This is a genomic window from Ruegeria arenilitoris (assembly GCF_013035425.1).
Classification (GTDB): domain Bacteria; phylum Pseudomonadota; class Alphaproteobacteria; order Rhodobacterales; family Rhodobacteraceae; genus Ruegeria; species Ruegeria arenilitoris_A.
The window spans coordinates 1-20,195 of sequence record NZ_WQHX01000003.1 but is presented as its reverse complement, the minus strand read 5'-3'; the positions used below and the strand labels follow the sequence as shown (position 1 = coordinate 20,195).

Genomic DNA, 20,195 nt, shown 5'->3' with positions numbered 1-20,195 from the left:
CCCAGTGAAAGGAGAATTTCCTATGGGCAAAACACTGGTTGTCGGCGCTGGCGGCGTGTCCCACGCAGCCGTGCACAAAATGGCAATGAATTCCGACATCTTCACCGAGATCACTTTGGCCAGCCGGACGAAATCGAAATGCGATGCCATTGCCAAATCGGTAAAGGAGCGGGTCGGAGTTGATATCGCCACCGCGGAACTGGACGCATACAAAGTTGATGATACAGTCAAGCTGATCCGGGAAACCGGTGCCGAGATACTGGTGAACCTTGCCCTTCCCTATCAGGATCTGGTGCTTATGGACGCCTGCCTTGAGGCCGGAATTCATTATCTGGACACAGCGAATTACGAGCCCGAGGATGAGGCCAAGTTCGAATACCACTGGCAATGGGCCTATCAGGACAAGTTCAAACAGGCCGGCCTGACAGCCATACTCGGTTCAGGTTTTGATCCGGGCGTGACAAGCGTTTTTGCCAAATGGCTGAAAATGCACAAATTGGATACGATCCGTCAGATCGACGTGCTGGACGCAAATGGCGGTTCGAACGATCAGGAATTCGCCACCAATTTCAATCCGGAGATCAACCTGCGCGAAGTTCTGGCCGAAGTACGCCACTGGGAAAAGGGTGAGTGGAAGCACAGCCCCGCCATGACTCACAAGGTCGAGTTTGATTTCCCTGCCATCGGCCCGAAAAACATGTACCTGATGTATCACGAGGAATTGGAGTCGCTGTCGACCCACTTCCCCGAGATTGAGCGCGCTCGGTTTTGGATGACTTTCGGGGACGCGTACATCACACATGCCAAAGTGCTTCAAAATGTGGGCATGACCCGCATTGACCCCGTTATGCATGACGGCAAGGAAATCATTCCAATCCAGTTCCTGAAAACCCTTTTGCCTGATCCGGGTGATCTGGGTGCAGAAACCAAAGGAAAGGCCTGCATCGGTGACATAGCAACCGGTCAGGCCAAGGATGGTTCGGGCGAGAAAACCTATTACATCTACAATATCTGCGATCACGAGGAATGCTATGCGGAAGTCGGATCGCAAGCTGTCAGCTACACCACAGGCGTTCCAGCCATGATCGGGGCAGCGCAGGTATTAAAGGGCAACTGGAATGAGCCGGGCGTCTGGAACATGGAGCAACTTGATCCAGATGACTTCATGGACATGCTCAACGAACATGGCCTTCCTTGGCAAGTTCACGAGTTGAATGGCCCGGTCGATTTTTGATCCATTCAGCTTCGTTGACCTGAATTTTACCGCAGGTCCGGGAACGGTATCCCCGGACTTTTCACCACGAGGAGAAGCAGAACATGTCCGACATGATGGCTACTCAGGCGGGCGACGCTGGTGCTTTTCGTAACTTCGACCTTAGTCGCGTGCCCACCCCCTGCTTCGTGGTAGACGAGAAGGCTGTTGAACGTAACTTGCGCATTCTTGCCGATGTGGGCACCCGATCAGGAGCGCACGTGCTGAGCGCTCTTAAGGCCTTCTCTATGTTCTCGCTTGCACCGCTGGTTCGCCAATACCTCGGCGGCACCTGCGCAAGTGGGATATACGAGGCGCGACTTGGCCGGGAAGAATACGGCGGTGAGGTCGCGACATTCTGTGCGGGTTACAAAGACGCGGACATGGCCGAGATCCTGTCGCTGTCCGACCACGTCATCTTTAACTCTCCTGCGCAGAAAGTGCGCTTCCTGAACCAGGCAAAAGCCGCAGAAGTTCAGGTAGGTCTTCGGATCAACCCGGAACATTCCGAAGGTGAGATTCCAAAGTATGACCCTTGTGCTCCATGCTCACGCCTTGGGACACCGGTCAGCCAACTGACCGCCGATGCATTGGATGGTGTCGACGGACTCCATATGCACACTTTATGCGAACAGGGCTTCGCGCCCCTTCACAGCACTTGGGAAGCCGTGGCACCGAAGCTGAAACCGTTCTTAGCTCAACTCAAATGGCTGAATTTTGGTGGCGGGCATCATATCACTCGTGACGATTACGACCGGGAAGGATTGATTGCGTTTATCAAAGGCATCCGAGAGACATACGACATCGAAGTATATTTGGAACCTGGCGAGGCTGTGGCACTGGACGCGGGCATTCTGGTCGGTGAAATCCTCGACCTGCCAACGAACGGCATGAAACTGGCTATCACTGATATCTCGGCCACCTGCCATATGCCCGACGTCATCGAAGCACCTTATCGTCCTGCCCTGATGAATGAGGCCAAGGCGGGTCATACCTACCGGCTGGGCGGTCCTTCTTGTCTAGCAGGAGACGTCATCGGCGACTATACATGGGAACAGCCGCTTAAGATTGGACAGCGTTTTGCCTTTCTCGATCAAGCGCACTATTCGATGGTGAAAACCAATACGTTCAATGGCGTCCCTCTGCCCACAATCGCATTGTGGAACAGCGATACTGGCGACTTAAAGATCGTGAAGAAATTCGGGTACGAAGATTTCAAAGAGCGCCTCTCATGAGTGTTTTTCTTGATAGTGAATTGACAGAAATAGAACGAAGTGAAAATGCACGCTTTCGGGTGATCCCAGTGCCGTTGGAACGCACCGTTTCCTATGGGGCTGGCACAGCAAATGGCCCAAACGCCATAATTGAGGCCAGCAACGAGTTAGAACGCATAACCGGCCATGCCGAACCTTGCGTTGAGGGAATTTTTACCGAACAGCCGATCGACTGTGACGCAGACTTGCCCACTGTAATGGAAAACATAGCCAACCGCACCGAAGCAGCCGTGCGTTCGGGTAAAGTTCCGGTAACATTGGGTGGGGAGCACTCACTCAGCTATGGTGCTGTAATGGGCGTTGCCCGCGCGTTGGGACAGCCATTCGGGATGGTTCAGATCGATGCCCACGCCGATCTACGCGAAGCCTACCAAGGTGAGAAGCATTCCCACGCCTCGGTAATGCATTTATTGACCGACAAGGGTATCCGACTGGCCCAGTTCGGAGTCCGCGCTTTTTCAACCGAAGAGGCGAAAAGCCGGTTGAAAAACAATATTTTCCACGTCGATGCCGAGGAACTTGTGACGGGGAATATTCATGCAGTTGACTTGCCCGACGATTTTCCCGAACTCATCTATGTCAGTTTCGACGTGGACGGCCTAGACCCATCATTAATGCCTGCCACGGGCACACCGGTGCCTGGCGGACTCGGTTACTACCAAGCATTGCGACTGGTAGAACACTCCCTGAAGGGTCGCAGATGCGTCGGATTCGATGTGGTCGAGTTGGCTCCGAACGGTAGCACAGCCTGGGACTTTACTGCCGCTCAGATCGTCTATCGCTTGATGGCCGCCTGTTAGCCTTTACTGGTTTCATTCAGCTCCAAATGCCCCTCGCCCTTGTTTAGGACGCGACGCAACATTGGCTCAAAGAACTCCAATGGCTTGGTCGGATAGTCGGGGTCAAACGCCTTCTGATCATATTCGTGGCAAAAATAGCGGCAATCTTCCCAATATGGGCTGTCACGATACTTGTCGCGCGCGTTCCGATCACCTCCAAGATGGTGGTTATAGTAGTAACCCTGAAATACGCAGTGGTGTTTCAATATCCAGTAAGTTTTCTCACTGACATAAGGTTTCATCATCGCGGCTGAAAGTTCACCGTGATTGTAAGGCGAAAGAATATCCCCAGTGTCATGGATCAGGGCCGCCACGACCAACTCTTCGTCGGCTCCATCCTCATAGGCGCGGGTCGCTGCCTGAAGACTGTGCTGATATCGGTTCAATGGATACGGTGTCCAGTCTTCGTCCAATGATCGAATTGCATCAAGAATACGATCAGGAAGAGCCGCGTTATATGCCTCTTCGTACTCCATAACGGCATCCCAATCTTCTTTGGTCGCCTCTTCGAAACTTGTCCAGGTGGGTTTATGATTTTTGTCCAGCATGGCGAATCCCTTCCGCGAACTTGGCCAGACAAAATTAGCGGTTTCGCCTATTCTGGCAAAAGAAAATCGTTGCAACGCACCTGATTTTTCTTACTGACCCCGAAATGGTTTCAGGGCGTATTTGCGATCTGTGTTACTCTGCCGCGCCTTCGCAAAATTGGCCGCCCGGCAATCAGCAGAAATACCACGGAAATGCCAATGCCGATGCCCGAAGGTAAATATAGTAAAAGCCATAGCGCAGGATCGGCAATGACAATTGGTGAAACCGTGCCGCGAAACCCTTCGAGCAGTACTAGGATGGTAAATGCGGAAAAAATCTGCGGCCAAAGGCCAAACCGCGAAAAACTACCCAACATCAGAGCCGAGTACCCGACAAGAGCAACGGCAATGTTGATGGTAATCCAGGAAAACCGCTGGTGTAACTCTTCGATAACCTGCCCCTCTGAGTACCAACCAAGCGCAGTTGCATCTTCCTGGGCGTTCAACAGTTCCGAAGTTGGGGTAGCTTCTAGACTGCGTCTACCGATTTCGGTGTTTTCGGCCATGCTTGAAATGTCATATGAAGCGTCTTCAAACAAAGTGGAAGACAACGTGTTCCCGCGTTTGTCCAGCCGCAACGCTATGCCATCTACCATAACAAGGTTCATGTTGCCGCCAGAATTAACCAAATAGGCCGTGTTACTGGAATAGCTCGCCGGGTTTTCGCTGTCCCGGGCATCTGAAACAAAAACTTGGTGCAATGTGCCGTCCAGATCAACGCGCCCAATATAAACCGTTACGCCTTCCGTCGGGTGCATGAACTCACCTTCATTCAACAGCTGTGCGGTCACATCGCCTGCAACTTCGGCTTGCCTCCGTTCAAGTTGCTCCAGAGAGGCCGGACGCAAGAAGACACTTATGACCGCCATCATCAAGCCGGCACAAACGCCAAAAATCACTACTGCCCGTGCCAACCGCCAGGGGCTGGAACCGGTGGCCAACATCACGGTCAGTTCACTTTCCCGGCTTAGGCGATTGGTTGCATAGACGGCGGCGGCAAAAACCGCCATGGGCATGACTGTTCGGATAAGGGTCGGGAGGGTCAAAGCCGTGAATTCCAGAAACACCATTGCAGATTGGCCGCCGCTTATGACCCTGTCGAACAGGCTAACAGAGCGAGTGATCCAGAAGACACCTACAAGCACCAGAGTGAAAAAGCCGAACAGGACAAGCAATTGCCGCAGGAAATACCCATCGAATCGCGACATGTGACCTCTTTACGGCTACTTCGAACGTGTCGGAACATTAGGCCATTCGACTAGGAGAGGAAACCGCGATTAACGAGCTGCTACCAAGATGCGATTGCGCCAAAGCCACGCCAAAATTCTTTTGGCCTTTTGCGCGTCAACAACGCCGGACCAACGGCTCAGGATATCTTGAGCGTGTGCTGGCTTTTTCAAAAGTCCGAGCAAGGGCGCAAGCGGAATGCCCTCAATATTGGCAACAGGGCGCGGAAGATTGTGATGAACCACAACGATGCCGGGCTGAATGAAGGTGTCCGTTTGAATGCCAGCTTCCTCTATACGTGTTCTTCTGGACAGTATCAGGTGTTCTGTACGCGGCAGTTCGGCTTCTTCGAAATTTTCCGAATGACACCCCACCCAGGAACAAGCGGTTGCCCGTTTAGCCCAAAAATCTGTGTCACACACTCTTTGCTGGCGTGCGTAAAAATCGGCTGCCAACCCTGCATGAGCGCGAACTCTCTCTAATTGACGATTGTTATAAAAAGTCAATGCAATGCCCGTATCTTCGGGTCGCAAAAGCAGAGTATTCACCACCGTTGCGGCCTGAACCGCTTGCCCCATTGCAAGTTGCACGCCTTGAGAAGATAAAGGATCGACCGTCAAGCTCGCCTCTCCCACCCTCAACAGATCGGGGGCTGGCGGTGCAACTTCACACAAGCTGGTGGCGTCGCTGCGCTGGACAGGACCAATCCGACGATGTTCCAAACAGGGCGACAGCAAGGTCGATTGCGCCAGCAAATTTAGGTACAGGTCGCGCCGGTCTGAAGGAGACAGGCCGGTGCAAGTCACTGGGTCAACAAAAACCATCGCGTTTACAATTCCATCCGGCAGTAATGCGCTCCAATACCAATGGCTATGCCCTGCCTCGACCCTTGCCTGAGCACCAAATCCTGTCGGTGCACGCCAATAAGCATAAAGGCAAAGTAGTGGCGCAGATGCAGACCGATAGCTGCGCCCCAATCCGGCTTGCCTGCCTGCTGCATCTACAAGGAAATTAGAGACGATCAGCGATGGACCTTCGTCAGTTTTTAATTGGATATTCCAACCTTGGTTGTTTCGAACTGGCCGATAGGCACGGACTGGCTGCAACACTCGAACCCCGGCTTCCTTGGCCGAGTTCAACACTATGCTGTCAAACCGACCACGATCGATCAGTAACCCCGCCTGTCCTTCCCCAGTTCCACGACGTTCAAATGTGCCGCCCCAATGCAATACTGAACCATTTGCAGGCAAAAAGCCCGCTTGTTGAATCCGACCAGACAGACCAAGCATTTCCAAGATTGGCCAAATAGAAGGTGCCAGCGACTCTCCAACATGTTGTCGAGGAAAACCCGCCCTTTCCACAAGGCACACCCGACGCCCTAAATGCGCCAAACGCATTGCTGTGACCGCACCCGCTGGACCGCCACCGATCACGCAAATTTCTGTCTCGATTGTCATATTTGGGGCTCAGAGTCAGGCTGTCGCGTGCGTAGCTGTTTGGCCAAAGTAGCCGGGCCGTGCCTCTGACAGTCGGACATAGGCTTGAAGGCAATAATGCAACCAGCCGCGAATGTAATCACAAGCTGGACGGCCTCTATGAATAACTTCGTGGTGGCAGCCACCTCCACAAAGATAACGCGCCCAGCAAATATTGCACGGCGATTGACCATGTACATGCCGATCTTCCAGCCATTGGTTGCGGCGCAGGTCAGGGCCATCAAAAACGTTGCCCATAGCCCCTGCATCGTCTTCGACAAAACGGTGGCAGGCAAACAAACCGCCATCTGCAGAAACGCCAAAGTACCCGGCACCCGCACCGCAGGCATACGGCCTGTGCGTTCCACGATGAATTTCCTGCATAGCTGCTGACATGTTCGAAAACGGATACCGCCGACCAATTTTCACCGCGGTTTCAAATGCCTGTCCGCATAGGATCATTTGGTTCAACATCTCGCCAAAATCATCCCGTTCCAATTCATTTCGTCCGTTAGGAGACGCCAACATCGGAGAGAATCCGACCGAGTGGAGCCCCATCCTAACAAACTCCTCAAGCGTTTCAGGAAGATTCATATTATGCGGTGTGACAGTCACCCGTGCACCAACCTGCATATTCTGCTGAAGTGCCAGCAATGGTTCGATGCGTCGCAGGATCATATCGTAACTACCTCGCCCCCCACGGTTTGGGCGCAAACGGTCATGCACCTGCCCGATACCATCCAAGCTGATCGTGACCGCAAAACCGTTTTCTTCAAAGAATTCAGCGTCCTCGGGGCGCAGCAAGGTTCCATTGGTGGTGATTGAAAAACCCACGCGCAGGTCGTTGCTTTGTGCCTGCGCTGTTGCGTATTCCGTGACCCGATGAACCAGCGCACGATTGATCAAAGGTTCGCCGCCCAAGTAGGCCAGATTGATCCGTGTGCCGGGTTCTGCCTCAGCCACCAATCGGTCGACTGAGGCTCTGGCCACTTCCCATCCCATGTTGCGGGCCGGTCCCCCAAAATCTCCGCCAGACGCGTAACAATAGGTGCAGGCAAGATTACATTTCTGCGCCACCGCCAGCGACAGGGATCGTACCGGCATATTCGTAGGCGGCGTGTCATCTATAAATGGCTCACCATCCAAACCCATGCTGTCCAGATATGCGCGTTGGCCGGACTCATCTAGTCCGGCAAACCGGGCCGCCGCGTCTATCGGAACATCAAACACCCGTGAGCCGTCCACAGCCAGCATATGATGCCCGTAATCAGTTTCAAAAAAATGCACCTCGGCAGTCGCGGGGATCAAACCTCGACCTCCGGCCAGAAGGGGATACCAATCTTTTCGGAAGCAAGTCTTTCACCCTCGACCCTAAAGAGTTTCATGGTGTCGCGAACCTGCTGGATATACGCCTGAGACTGTTCATACTTATCCTTGGACTCAAGCAAATACGCTTTCCGAAGACCCTCTTTGACCTCGTCAAACAATTTCAACGCCGTTTCCGCCTGTGCTTCCGTTCCTATTTTGACCCGGCGCAAATATGCAGGTTCACCTTTAGCGACATCGTACTTGGCCAAAACCTCTCGCATCTGCTTGAACCGAAGAAAATGCTCATCACCGTCGGTGTCGATGCGCACCGCAAGGGCATAGAGGCGGCGATCAATAAAGGTCTTACTTTCCAGCGTCTTTACGCATTGAGCATATGCCCGGTCTATAAACCCTCCGGGGCGTTCGATTTCGATAAAATCATCAATCGCTTGGCTCGTCAGCGGACGCAGAGAGCGCGGAAAGATTTTGCCATCGCCAGGCCCAAAACGCAGCGTTAGCGCAGGCGTCAAAATTGGTTCGTATTTGTCGTTTTGCAGTTCCCACAACAGCTGGTTTGCCCACCGCATATGTGTCATCTCGCCAATTGCAACTTCAAGAAGCGCACGGCGGGCAAAAATCAGATCGTCTCTGAGCGTCGGCCAGCGACCACGGTCGACGGTTTCGGGATCTGCCAGCGAGAAATACGCATAAAGATATTGTAGACTTAGGGTCATCTCCATTGGTGCAAGCCGATGTTTGATATCCTCGATCATCTTGTCCGTCGACTCATAAGGTTTTACGTCCGAGAGTTCGGGATCAGCCCTGTAAACCTCGCCCGTTTCGCGCCCTTCGACTACGATAGGCAGATCACTCCACATCTGGTTCACCTGATAATGGTCGATCTGGAAGGGACGGTTCTGCTCAACTGTGTTGAGCGCCGCCACGTTGCCCGAAGGCGACTTATCCGAGCGCAGCCAATCCAGATAGGTCTCGGCCCTGACAGGGTCATTGGACGCTCCGGTTGGCAGAGCTGCGTCGTGCGGGACCTCAGCCATTACAACGTCAGGGTGGTTCGACGGCCAATAGTGGCACCCACAATCGCGGAAGTCATGAGACCAGGGGTTACAAAGGCTTTGTGTCAATTCGCCGGGGTCATAAGCACCACTGAAAACGCCCGCCTCTGTCAGGTACTTACGTCGATACCCCTTTAAAACCACTTGGTCAGGATCGGGAACGCCTTCGTGATCTCTCTCCTCCAACGCTATGGTAACTGGTTTGTCGTCTCCGCATTCAAGGCTGCGAATAAACCGCCATATCATGAGGCCGTCGTAAGGCGTTCCCTTGTCATCGCGGAAGATGATCTTTTTGCCATCCTGCTCGACCCACGCGAGAAACCATCGGCCCTGGCTGAGTCTTTGGCCCACAGCGCCACTGTAGTCGTTCAACAAGCTCTGGACCCATTCCTCTGGGCTATTGTCTGGCAACATCGGGTCATAGAAGTAATCTACATAGATCAGATGAAAGCCCTGTGTGTTTTTGGGCGCTTCAGGAAAAGGGTTCAGCGGCACGCGGGCTGCATTAAAAACAAGGCCGGGAAAGAACCGCCGGTCCAGATTGCGCACGTCCATTTCCAAACCCGGAAAGCAATTGCCAACCGATCCGTCCAGTCGCGTGTTGTCCGGGTTGCCCGGCACTTTGTAAGCAGCCCGTGCAGTCATGTTGCGCGGTTCGACACGGATAAAGTCAGGTTGATCAGGCATCGCGAACCTCCGTTTCCTGAACCGAAGACTGCGCGACCAAATAGTCGATGAACGAAATCACCAGATGATACTGCCTGCGTGACAGCGACAACGGATAATAGTTTGAATCGCGCATATAAGGTGGCATCCGGGCATCATGCATCATGTCCCGTACGATACGTGGGTCACGAAATTCCGGGTTCGGAGCCTGCTTTGGGTTCGGATCGGTTTCCATCTCAGACAGAGTGCCAAATGGAGGCCGCAACAGTGTTTTGACGAAATCCGGGCGACGACGCAGGAAGTCCAGCAGGTTTTCTTCGTCAATCAATTGCTCATGCACGAACTTGGTCGCCACTGTGTATGGCAACCTCTCATGTTGTACCGAGTTTGAAAAAACCGACACCGACTGAGGACGGATTAAATCAGGAATTTTGTCTGGCGGTCGCGCGTCCTCTTCTGTCATGGACCGAGCATCCGTAGAAGGTAAGCCGGGCGTTGCTGGGATGTTCTTTTCCGCCTGAAGCTTGGCATTGTCTTTCAAACCCTGAGCTCTGATGTCATCCAAATTGATTAAGCTATTGGTTTCAAAAGCACGCCGGAAGATATCCACTACTTCTTTCTTGGCCTCATGATAGTTCTTTCTGTCCACCAGCATGAGCGACAAGTCGCGATCAAACAGGTCGTCCTCAAGGCTGTAGAAAGGGCGACAGTCCGGTGCATAATCAGGAGGTCCCGTCATTATAGTGGCCCGTGCAGTCAACCGTTCCCCCCGAACGGCCAGCGTTGCCTCGACTATGCCGTCGCTGGTATCGTCTGCCACACCCCAAGACTGGTCATTGCCCACACGGGCTCCGTCATAGCTGTCATGTGGCTCGGGGTCATCAGACATTCCCGACATCATGATCCATTTCGACCAAGGCGTATCAGGGTTCAGAATCCGGTTCTGTTCAGGCACAATCTCGTGAATGCGGCCATATTCCGATTTTGGCGGGTCGTTTTGATATCCCGGCACGGCAAGGGTCGCTGGGCCGAAAGCCGCATCGGGCGGCCCGTACACCTCGCCCTTAGGTGGTGTAAATCTGAGGCGCAGAACGCTTCGGTCAACTTTCTGCCCATTGGCCGGCTCGTCCACACCCTGAACGGGAAGGATTGCGCGCACCGATCCCAGTGGGATGGGGCTGTGTTCGTACACCATAGGCTGTTGTTCCGAGGTGTGCGGGCTAAAGGCCAGCAACGGCTTTGGAGAAAAGTCACTACCAGCTATCTCAACCCGCGCCCGAAAACCACAGGCCGCGTCACCGGTTCTACGCTCTGCTTTCTGGTTTCCTACAGCGACGGTGTAGCGGACATTATCCAGAGAAAGACCCTGATCCTTTAGGAATTCCAGCGTCACTGGCGTTTCGTATTCGGATCCATCCCTAACGTCATGCATTCGAGCCCACAGTTCAAAGAAAGGCGCCACTGGACGTAAGGCCCCTCCTTCATCACGAAAGCGGATGCTGTTCGGCTCTGGAAGATAGGCAGATACGCTACCGTCCTCGTCCTCACGCAAAGTTACATTCGATCGGATGACCGTCTTATTGTTGCCATGGGCGTCCAAATCCTGTTGCCACTCATAGCTTTCCAGCGGCGTCTCGCCCGGACCAAGCCGGGCCACCGCAATTGGCGGCAAGAAAAAAATTTCCTGAATCGTGTCCATAGTTGGCCCTCCCCTGCTCGGCATTGGATGCCCCTTCTTTCAGGGGTTTGAATAGGTTTCGTATGTTATTTTGGGGTCGTCGAAAAAAGACTCTGACTTGTCTACAATTATATCTCCTGGCGCATCTTTCGGCACGGGCGATATACTTTGCTGATAGTGAAAGAAATTATGTGGGTCGAATTTGTTCTTAACAAAAAGAAGAGAGTTGAAGTTGTCGCCCCAATATAGCCAACGATAATTTAGCTGCGTGCGACGAGGATAATTCTGGTAACAGTGGTCGTTGAAGAAACCATTTTCTGTCATGAGATTCATGAAATCATCCAGCCACTGAACAACGGTTTCCCTTTCCTCCTCGGACAGCCAGAACACATCGACATAGAAATTCAACGAGACATTGCGGTGAATAAAGGAATTTCCTTTCTTACCGACTGGCACCTTATTGATTGCGCCGCCATAGGGTTCGATCGCAACCGCGCCATATTCATTGGGCGTGCTATCAAGGTAATCAACTATGAGCTGCCACTCTTTCTCGTTGAGTCGTCTTTCGATGTAACCGGCCTGTTTATCCTCTCGCGCCTGATCGGGCACCACAGGGATGTCGTATTTTTCATCATAAAGCCACGAGTTGATTGCCTGATACGTGCCGAATTTTTCATTCTCAAGCCGGCCACCGATTTCTTTGTCCAGCAGCGGCGCAATCACTTCCATACCTTCTTCCGGGGGGCCATTATACATACCTGAAACAAGCAGAACCTTGTCATCTCCCTGATATGCAAGAAAAATATAAGCGCCGAAATTATCGTATTTACTATCTTTCATGTAGTTGGCCTGAAGAAATTCCAGCGCCTTTGCAGCTTTACGAAGTGGCCATTTGATATGAAAACCCCAAACTTCGTAGAGGTCATGCAGCTTAAAGCGTATTTCTAGCAAAACACCGAAATTGTTCCCAGTGCCGCCACGAATAGCCCAGAACAAATCAGGGTTGGTTTTTTCGTCCGCGATTACAACACTGCCATCCCACAACATGACAGTAACGCCCAGCACGTTGTCGCAGGCCATTCCGAGCATTCGGGACGTGAAGCCGTAGCCGCCACCCATCATGAACCCTGCCACGCAAACATCCTGACATGCACCACCTGGTACATGTAAATGATAAGTGTTCAGAACCGAATTCAGCATCTTGAAAGGCGTGCCCGGTCCTACGTAAGCCATTGGCACATCAGGGTCGACGGTGACATACCGCAATCCGCTGGTGTCCAGAACCATCGAGTTGTTGACCGAGTATCCTGCGGTGCTGTGACGCCCCGAGCGGGTAACGACCCACAGATTATGTTCATGAGCAAAGGCCAAACTGGCCCGGACATCCTCTATGGTTTCGCAATAAACAATGATTTCAGGAAAATCCTGAAACGCCGGGTTCCATACCTGCCTATCGTTGTTGTAGTTCGGGTCCGTAGGAAGGACCACCGAACCGATCAATCCTTTTTCGAATTCGCGTATTTGGTCAGGTTTGATGGGGTGATAGCCTTGCAAGGCCATATCCGTGCGGCTGTTTGCAATACATTCTTTGGCCAAAAGTGTTTTGGGGATCTTACGCATGGGCGCTCCTCAAATAAAAAGCGAAAAACCAGATGCGGAAATCCCGAACCCGGACATCAAAATTCAGGTATCAACCCATTTCTGCCCCTGTCCAAGCTGGCAGCAATTGCCCCCGTTGGTCAAGACATCGTTTCAATCAGCGCACGTGCAGCAAGAACATCAGGGAGATCGACGCCAGTATCCAACTTGTTCAAAACTGAATCCAACTCATCCCCACCGGACACGCCTTTGGCGTGTCGCGCTTTGACCAAATCAATTGCCGCGCGCAGTTCAAACAAAACCGCACCTTGAGTTCGGGCCGTCGCGATTGCATTCATCAGCAATGGTTCAGGGTCACCGCCTTTACCCGCGACTATCAAAGCCTGAACACGCTGCTGCTCTGACTCTGCCCACTTTTCTTCTGTCTTGGCGAGGAAATGATCTGCCTGATGAAGAGCCTGCTGCGCCGCCGAATGATCACCAGTTTCAACCAGCAATTCAGCTATCAATGACGGAAAAAAGCTCTTGTAGTTTCCTGCCCCTATTGACCACCAGTCTTCCGCAGACTGACGTAACTTTTCGATATTTTCTTGATCGGGCGCCTTTGTCGCTTCGGCCCAGGTAGTCCAGAATTTCACGATCGTGGCCATAAACGGAAGGGAATGTTCCTCGGCCAATTCTGTCAGCGGCTCGGCAACATCAAACAAGGCAGGAAGATCGCGATAAAGTAGTTGCACCTTACACATGTAAACCATGATCTGGGCGACGCTGTGCACATGTTTCAACTGCTTGGCCCAGTCCAACGCGGTGCGTTGAACCTTTGCAGCTTCGTCAGGCAGGCCCATCAGACAATAGCAAGTTCCAAGAAATGCGGAGGTGATTGCGGCATGGTCGGTGCCGTAGACATAAGCCAGCTTGCTATGCTGATCGAAATCATAAAGAGACCAAGCTTTTTCCAGATGCTTCCGAGCCTCCAGCAAATTGCCCAAATGCAGTTGCACCGCACCCATGGCTCGGTGCCCTACCATCCGGTGCTCAGTCTTTCCGGTGTCCGCAGCCAAGTCTAAAATCTGCGCGGCAACCTCTTGCGCAAGCCGATACTCAGCCCGCACCAGATGAAATGCATAAAGACCATTGAGAACGGGAAACAGCCGCTCGGTCTCGTCCGCACGATGGCACAAATCGCGCAGTCGGCCGTATGCTTTACCCGTTGCTTCCCCTGAAATACCGCTGGTCGACCTCAGGACACCCGCGCGCAAGATCTGAATGTCTATCTCTTGGAGATCACGCTCCCTGCTTTTGGGCAGCTCTCCCAGTTGCTCCAATGCAGTCGACAAATGTGTCAGGGCTTCGGCCTGTGCCGAGCGCTCAATCGCCCGTCTTCCGGCCTTCTGCCAATGTTCAACCGCGTCATCTGGGCGCTTTGCAAGGGTAAAGTGCTGCGCCAGAACCTCAGGCTGAGTCTGAACCATCTGCGGCTGGTTTTGCAGTAACGCATCAGCGGCTCGATCGTGTAATTCCTGACGCTCTGTCCGTAGCAGGCTATCGTAAGCCATATCCCGGATCAGGGCGTGACGAAAAACAAACTCATCCTTGGCAGCGTCCGGAGCCTGTAGGATGATCCCCGCCGAAGATAATTGATCCAGCCCGGCCTGCAAAACCGAGGGAGACAGGATCGACATAGAAGTCAGCAGGGCTATGGAAAACTGACGTCCGAATACAGCACCGGTTTGCGCCACATCCTTGGCCATACCAAGCCGGTCCAGACGCTCCATCAAAGAATCTTTGAGCGTGTTAGGCACGGACAGCGACGGTAAAGTGCCCTTCAGGACATAGCCGTCATCCGTCAACATCAGCTGACCAGACTCCAAAAGGCCGCGCGTGACTTCTTGAACGTAAAGAGGAATGCCATCAGTTTTGGCAGCGATCAGGTCGCATACATCCGCAGGTACTTTATTCCCACCTGCCACATCAGTCACAATTGCTGCGACATCCTTATGCTCCAGACGTTTGAGGGGAATGTGCAAAGTGTTGTGATAATGGCCCCAGCCCGGATCGAAGCCCGGCCGCGCTGTTACAACAATAAGGACTGGCAAACCCCGAATTTTTTGGATCACCCGGTCGGTAAGCGACAAAGTAGTCGGATCCACCCAGTGCGCATCTTCCAAAAGCAATAAAACAGGTTTGTCCCGTGCTAAAGATGCCAACTGATCAGTTATGGCCTCGAGGGTCTGTTCGAGTTTCACCTGAGGCGGAAGGTCAAGTGGCCCCAACACATCATCCGCTTCGACGCTCAACAAATCGGCGATCAGCCTGAGATGCCCCTTTGGTTGATGTCGCAAGATATGCGCCAACTTCTCCAGCTTCTGCGCGTCAGTATCGCCAGGAACAAATCCAGCTGCACGTTCCAGATGTTGAATGACGGGGTAAAGGGCGCTGTTTTCGTGAAAGGACGAACATTGAAAGTTCAATTGCCTTGCATCGTCTTCGGTAACTTGTTGACCCAATCCCTCGATCAACCTCGATTTACCAATACCGGCTTCGCCAGTTATCAGGACTGACTGACCCGCGCCCTGACTGGCCTCGTGCCATTTGTCGCAGATTTTCCGAAATTCTGCCTGACGCCCCACCAAACGACCGGCACCCGCGTCAGTCATAATATCAAATCTTCGTTCGATGTGCGCCTGACCAGTCACGACCCAAGTCTGGACTTTCTCGGAAATCCCTTTGAGAGAGAACTGCCCAAGTTCCTCCATCTCAAATGCTTTTCCAACCAACCTGCGGGTTGCTGGGCTAATCACCAACATGTCCGGCTCGGCCAGAGATTGAAGCCTTGCCGCGAGGTTTGGCGTCCGGCCCATAACAACATCATGCTCTTTGAGGCCTTCACCGTGGATCGTACCGACAACAACCAAACCCGTCGACACGCCGATACGGGCCCGAAGACGCTCCTGACCTTCCATTCGTTTAAGGCCCTCAAGAATATCGAGCCCTGCGTGAATTGCTCTGGATGCAGCATCCTCTTGCGCGTGAGGATACCCAAAGTAAATCATCGCGCCGTCGCCCATAAAACTGGCTACGTGACCACCAAACCGTGCGACTGAAGTGGTACAGATTTCTTTGAACCGTCGGATCAATTCGCCCAGATCTTCCGGATCAAGACGTTCGGACATGGCAGTCGATCCTACGAGATCGACAAACATTACGGTCAATTGGCGACGCTCTGCCACAATCTTACCGTCTCCGCGTGAAGCAGGAGAAGTGGCAATATCTGTTTTTCCCAACGCCGCCATCAAACGTCGTCGCGGGCCCAACGGAAGACCCAGATCGATCAAATCATGTTCCGACAGATGCGCCAGATCGGAAAAAGTGATTTCGTTTGAGGCAAAAACAGGCGCATATTTTGAAAGCCCAAGCTCTTCAAGATATGCGCCAATCTCTGTCATCGTCCCAATAGTCCCCGATCCGACCACGATCCCATAGGACCGATCGACTCCCCTGATCCGAAAAAGAACGAGCGTCAGTCTGCGACCCGGCCGCCATCCCGGATGTCTTCGTCGGCTTTCCGTAGAAGTTTTTTCCTTCTTACCCGACGCGTCAAGTAAATTGCGCGACATGGCGCGGCACACTACCGACCTTGATTTCAGATCAATACCATGCTGCTTGTGAACGGCGTGAGGATTGGCAGGGGCAGCAGGGTTCGAACCCGCGACCTACGGTTTTGGAGACCGTCGCTCTACCAACTGAGCTATACCCCTGTAGTGCGCCTTCAGATATGCCAGTGTCGCAGCGGACTCAAGAGCCTTTTTAATAGTGCACCCAGTTTGATCAATGACAAAACCGTTGCACGTAACGTCAAGTTCAGTATGACAAGCGTCGCCCCGCACAAGGATAGACATCTTGAGTATCCGCACGAGAATTGCTGACAGCGAATCCGTCCTGAATTGGGTGGCCCGTCGGATCGCGTCGTATATCAGGATGGTTTATCGCAATACGCGATGGCAACGGATCGGGTATACTGAGCTGGATAAATTAGTCGACCAGGGTGAACCGGTCATCGTTGTCTTATGGCACCAACGCCTGGCGCAATCGCCATATTTCTTTCCGCTGGACAAAGGTCGTATCTGCTCGATCACTTCGTCCGCCCGGGCTGGCAGCATGGTAGGCAGGGTGCAGGAATTGTTCGGCATGGATACGATCGCTATGGCCAGCAAAAAGCGCCACGTGGCACTTTCCCGGGAAGTTTTGGGCAAGATGAAACAGGGGATTTCGATTGGCATCGCCGCCGACGGCCCCCGTGGCCCCGAACGGATCTCTTCCACTGTGCCGTTAATTTGGGCGCGGACGTCAGGCAAACGGGTATTTGGCATCACTTTTTCAACCCGCTACGGGCGCGAGGCTGGCACCTGGGATCGGTTGCTTATGCCTCGCCCATGGAAAAACGAAGGCGTGTTTCTTTGTCGCGAGTGGACAGAAACGGTGCCGCGCAAAGCGAACGCAGAACAGATCGAAGCCTTAAGACTGAGCCTCGAGCAACATATGAATGACATTACTGCCGAGGCAGACCAAATGGTCGGACGAGAGCCTTGGGCACCGAACGGCTGAAGACATAGGTAAAATCGAGAAAAACCCCACCACATTGGCGGCGGGGCCTCTTAAATTATTGATTTTGTGACATATTGCTCTGGAGACTGAGGTCAGTTCGCTCCAAACGATCCGATGTAGGTAATGCCAGTTCCTTCGGTCCGGAAGGTACCGCCAACTTCTGCCGCATTGGGGCCATAGAAGATTCCATTCGCAGTACCAGTGACGTCCTCACCGGAAACACTTGCGGCGAACGAATTCCCAGAAACGTTCCCTGTACCAGCGAAATTCAATTCCGATGCGCTACGCTCTTCCCCGTCATCCAAACTACCCACAACTGTTCCAGTACTATTGATCGTAGCCGTGCTGAAATTAGTCGACACACGGATTTCCGAGGCCGTTACGTAAGCATTACCATCATCAAGACGAGCAAATCCCGTACTTATACCTTCGTAGGTCGCCTCTCCACTTGAGGGAACATCGCTGGCTGCTGTACGCACCCCATACGATCCGACCCCGGCAGTTCCTGACGACTCAGTTGCGCCATTGAGCCACACACCGAAAGTTTGATGCTCAAACGTTGATTCAGTTGGGTCGACGAACACGATTACTTCGTTTGCATCGGATGACTCAAAACCAATTAGAGGTGCATCTTGATCAAGGGTATCACCATCCCGAGAATCCAAAGCGAGATTTGACCCCGGCGCAGTGACACGGGCTGCTACAATCTCACCATCTTCAGTGGTCAAGCGGAGCGACGAATCCTGCGGCGCGTTAACGCCATCTACGTCCACATCAATTCCGTCATTTGAAAATTCCGCGACAACGGCGGTGCCATCCAGCTCTAATGTCCCATCACGCGGTAATGTTACGGTATCGGCACCACTGCCGGATGACCCACTGCTGCCCCCTGACAGGCACGCACTTAAAGAAAAACCCGCAACCAACAGCGTGGCGCGTCCTAACAACCGAACCTTCATGTCATCTCCTGTGTTTTATTTCATTGCAACCTATAATATATTTAAAAGGGTTCAATAATTATTTTATTCTATTTTAACGTGTTTACTTTTTGCATGTGACATTCATTAAATCACCAATCTGTTCGACCGTGAATCAGAGCCGAACAAGATTGGCGTCAATGTATGAATTCAGGTTCTCTTTCAATGTTTCGAAATTACTTGCTAACTGCGTGCATAATCGCTGCCATTCATTGCGGGGGCGAGGCTGACGCCCGACCAACCGGTACCAACAAAGCAGAACCCTTTACTGAAAGCACATTGATTGAGGCAGTTTTCCAAAGCGGCCTTCGGGACTTGAAGCTGGGAAACACCGATGCAGCCATTGAAAAGTTCTCTTCCATCTTGGCCGAGAATCCCAATCTTGTCCGGGTTCGGCTTGAACTTGGACTTGCATATTTCTTAGCTCGACAATGGAACCGTGCCCGGAATGAATTCTTTACTGCCCTGTCCGGTGACCTGCCCGAACCCGTTCGAACCAAAGTGCTGGGTTTGATCCGCGAAATTGATGCCAGACGTGGATTTGACTGGGATTTCAGCATTGGTGTCACCAATGTCGGCAACCAAAGGAACTACGACACCGATCAGATTATTTTAAATTTTTCAGGTATTGACCTGCCCTTTACTCTCAACCGTGAGCGTGCGACTGAGCTCGGGCTACGTGCCACAGGATCTGCTAATTTTCGGCGCCCCATAAGCAAGAAGCTCCTTGGCGCTGACGCGGTGGCATTTGCGTCGCTTTCTTTTGATGTAACCGAAGCGCGGAATTCCCAATATGACGACTACATTTTCGGCGCTCGTTTTGGTTTGAGGGCGCTCACCCGAAACACGACAAGCTCCGTTGGTCCCGTGATTACAACGCGATTAATCGGCGGCAGTATCTTTGAAAACCGCGTTGGACTGCAAGCCGCTTTCGAGGGGCGCAACCAAAGTGGCGGTTCAGTATTTGCAACACTAAGTGGCGCACAATTGCACAATCCAACGTCTGCCTCATTGGACGGCCACGAAATCGACGCAGAAATCGGAGTGCGCAGGTCGTTTGGCGGACGCGGGACAATTGGCGCCAGCGTTTTTTTCGAAAATAAAGAAGTAGACGATAACCTGGAAAATTTTATTCGCCAACGTTTTACAATCTTTGGTCAAATAAATACAACTGGAGGCTTTACACTTCGACCAACAGTTTTTGTCGAGAACAAACGGTTCAGGACGCCGAGTGTTCTTTTCACGGGCAATCCGGACGAAGAGTCCTGGGGCGCGGTTCTTCGCGTGGAAAAGAACGATGTGTTTATTGGAAACGGGTTTTCACCCTTTCTTCTAATGAACTATCAACGCACGAACTCGGGCATTGAGGCATTTAGCTATTCCGAGTCGGGTTTCGAACTTGGGCTTGAACGCCGGTTTTGATTTTTGGCGCGCGACTCTAGTTACGCTATCGAACTTGGGAAGTTGACCGGAATCAAAACCTCCATTCTTAATCTGACAGGCTGATCTAACCTTGGTTAGTTCATTGTGAACTCTCCATAGGTCTAACCGAGTTCAAGTTTACCAGTGACATTTACTGTCGCCTGATTTGTTGAAATTGAAAAAAAGGGCGCCTTGGAGGGCGCCCTTTCTGTC

Annotated in this window: 14 protein-coding genes and 1 tRNA gene; 5 read left to right on the top strand and 10 right to left on the bottom strand. The window is 52.5% G+C overall.

Annotated features, from left to right (window positions below):
- Window positions 1–22 precede the first annotated feature (22 nt).
- The 3 genes from GOV45_RS09115 (at window position 23) to speB (ending at window position 3,326) form a co-directional block, all read left to right on the top strand.
- The gene (locus GOV45_RS09115; RefSeq protein WP_170476662.1) at window positions 23–1,234 is read left to right on the top strand and encodes a saccharopine dehydrogenase family protein; all 1,212 of its coding nucleotides are present in this window, start codon (window positions 23–25) and stop codon (window positions 1,232–1,234) included.
- 83 nt (window positions 1,235–1,317) lie between these two features.
- Window positions 1,318–2,487, top strand: a complete 1,170-nt coding sequence (gene nspC / locus GOV45_RS09110) for a carboxynorspermidine decarboxylase (RefSeq protein ID WP_170476659.1) — start codon at window positions 1,318–1,320, stop codon at window positions 2,485–2,487.
- Window positions 2,484–3,326: an agmatinase gene (gene speB, locus GOV45_RS09105; protein ID WP_170476657.1), complete on the top strand. Its 843-nt coding sequence runs from the start codon at window positions 2,484–2,486 to the stop codon at window positions 3,324–3,326. The genes nspC and speB overlap by 4 nt, the downstream gene beginning before the upstream one ends.
- Here speB and GOV45_RS09100 read toward each other — a convergent pair.
- From GOV45_RS09100 to GOV45_RS09060, 9 genes are all read right to left on the bottom strand, one after another.
- Complete coding sequence (locus GOV45_RS09100) at window positions 3,323–3,913, bottom strand: HD domain-containing protein (RefSeq protein WP_170476655.1); 591 nt, start codon at window positions 3,911–3,913, stop codon at window positions 3,323–3,325. The genes speB and GOV45_RS09100 overlap by 4 nt on opposite strands.
- 110 nt (window positions 3,914–4,023) lie before the next feature.
- Window positions 4,024–5,160: an LPS export ABC transporter permease LptF gene (lptF, locus tag GOV45_RS09095; protein ID WP_170476653.1), complete on the bottom strand. Its 1,137-nt coding sequence runs from the start codon at window positions 5,158–5,160 to the stop codon at window positions 4,024–4,026.
- A gap of 69 nt (window positions 5,161–5,229) precedes the next feature.
- Window positions 5,230–6,636: a flavin-dependent monooxygenase QhpG gene (gene qhpG, locus GOV45_RS09090; protein WP_170476652.1), complete on the bottom strand. Its 1,407-nt coding sequence runs from the start codon at window positions 6,634–6,636 to the stop codon at window positions 5,230–5,232.
- Between the two features lie 15 nt (window positions 6,637–6,651).
- Window positions 6,652–7,962, bottom strand: a complete 1,311-nt coding sequence (locus GOV45_RS09085; protein ID WP_170476650.1) for a radical SAM/SPASM domain-containing protein — start codon at window positions 7,960–7,962, stop codon at window positions 6,652–6,654.
- Window positions 7,959–9,722: a ferritin-like domain-containing protein gene (locus GOV45_RS09080; protein ID WP_170476648.1), complete on the bottom strand. Its 1,764-nt coding sequence runs from the start codon at window positions 9,720–9,722 to the stop codon at window positions 7,959–7,961. Before GOV45_RS09080 ends, GOV45_RS09085 begins: the two co-directional genes overlap by 4 nt.
- Window positions 9,715–11,400, bottom strand: a complete 1,686-nt coding sequence (locus tag GOV45_RS09075) for a hypothetical protein (protein WP_170476647.1) — start codon at window positions 11,398–11,400, stop codon at window positions 9,715–9,717. The genes GOV45_RS09080 and GOV45_RS09075 overlap by 8 nt, the downstream gene beginning before the upstream one ends.
- Before the next feature lie 39 nt (window positions 11,401–11,439).
- A complete protein-coding gene (locus GOV45_RS09070) occupies window positions 11,440–12,999 on the bottom strand; it encodes an FAD-binding oxidoreductase (RefSeq protein ID WP_170476645.1) in 1,560 nt (519 codons plus the stop codon).
- Window positions 13,000–13,118: 119 nt separating this feature from the next.
- On the bottom strand, window positions 13,119–16,595 hold the full coding sequence (locus GOV45_RS09065) for an adenylate/guanylate cyclase domain-containing protein (protein ID WP_254447967.1): 3,477 nt from the start codon (window positions 16,593–16,595) through the stop codon (window positions 13,119–13,121).
- Window positions 16,596–16,660: 65 nt separating this feature from the next.
- Window positions 16,661–16,736, bottom strand: a tRNA-Trp gene (locus tag GOV45_RS09060).
- Between the two features lie 142 nt (window positions 16,737–16,878).
- On the opposite strand from GOV45_RS09060, the gene GOV45_RS09055 reads away from it, so the two are divergent.
- Window positions 16,879–17,583, top strand: a complete 705-nt coding sequence (locus tag GOV45_RS09055) for a lysophospholipid acyltransferase family protein (protein ID WP_170476643.1) — start codon at window positions 16,879–16,881, stop codon at window positions 17,581–17,583.
- Window positions 17,584–17,675: 92 nt separating this feature from the next.
- Here GOV45_RS09055 and GOV45_RS09050 read toward each other — a convergent pair whose 3' ends face one another.
- Window positions 17,676–18,542: a transferrin-binding protein-like solute binding protein gene (locus GOV45_RS09050; RefSeq protein WP_170476641.1), complete on the bottom strand. Its 867-nt coding sequence runs from the start codon at window positions 18,540–18,542 to the stop codon at window positions 17,676–17,678.
- Between the two features lie 183 nt (window positions 18,543–18,725).
- Here GOV45_RS09050 and GOV45_RS09045 point away from each other — a divergent pair, with 183 nt between their 5' ends.
- Entirely contained in the window at window positions 18,726–19,982 is a 1,257-nt protein-coding gene (locus GOV45_RS09045) for a tetratricopeptide repeat protein (protein WP_170476639.1), read from the top strand.
- Window positions 19,983–20,195: the final 213 nt, after the last annotated feature.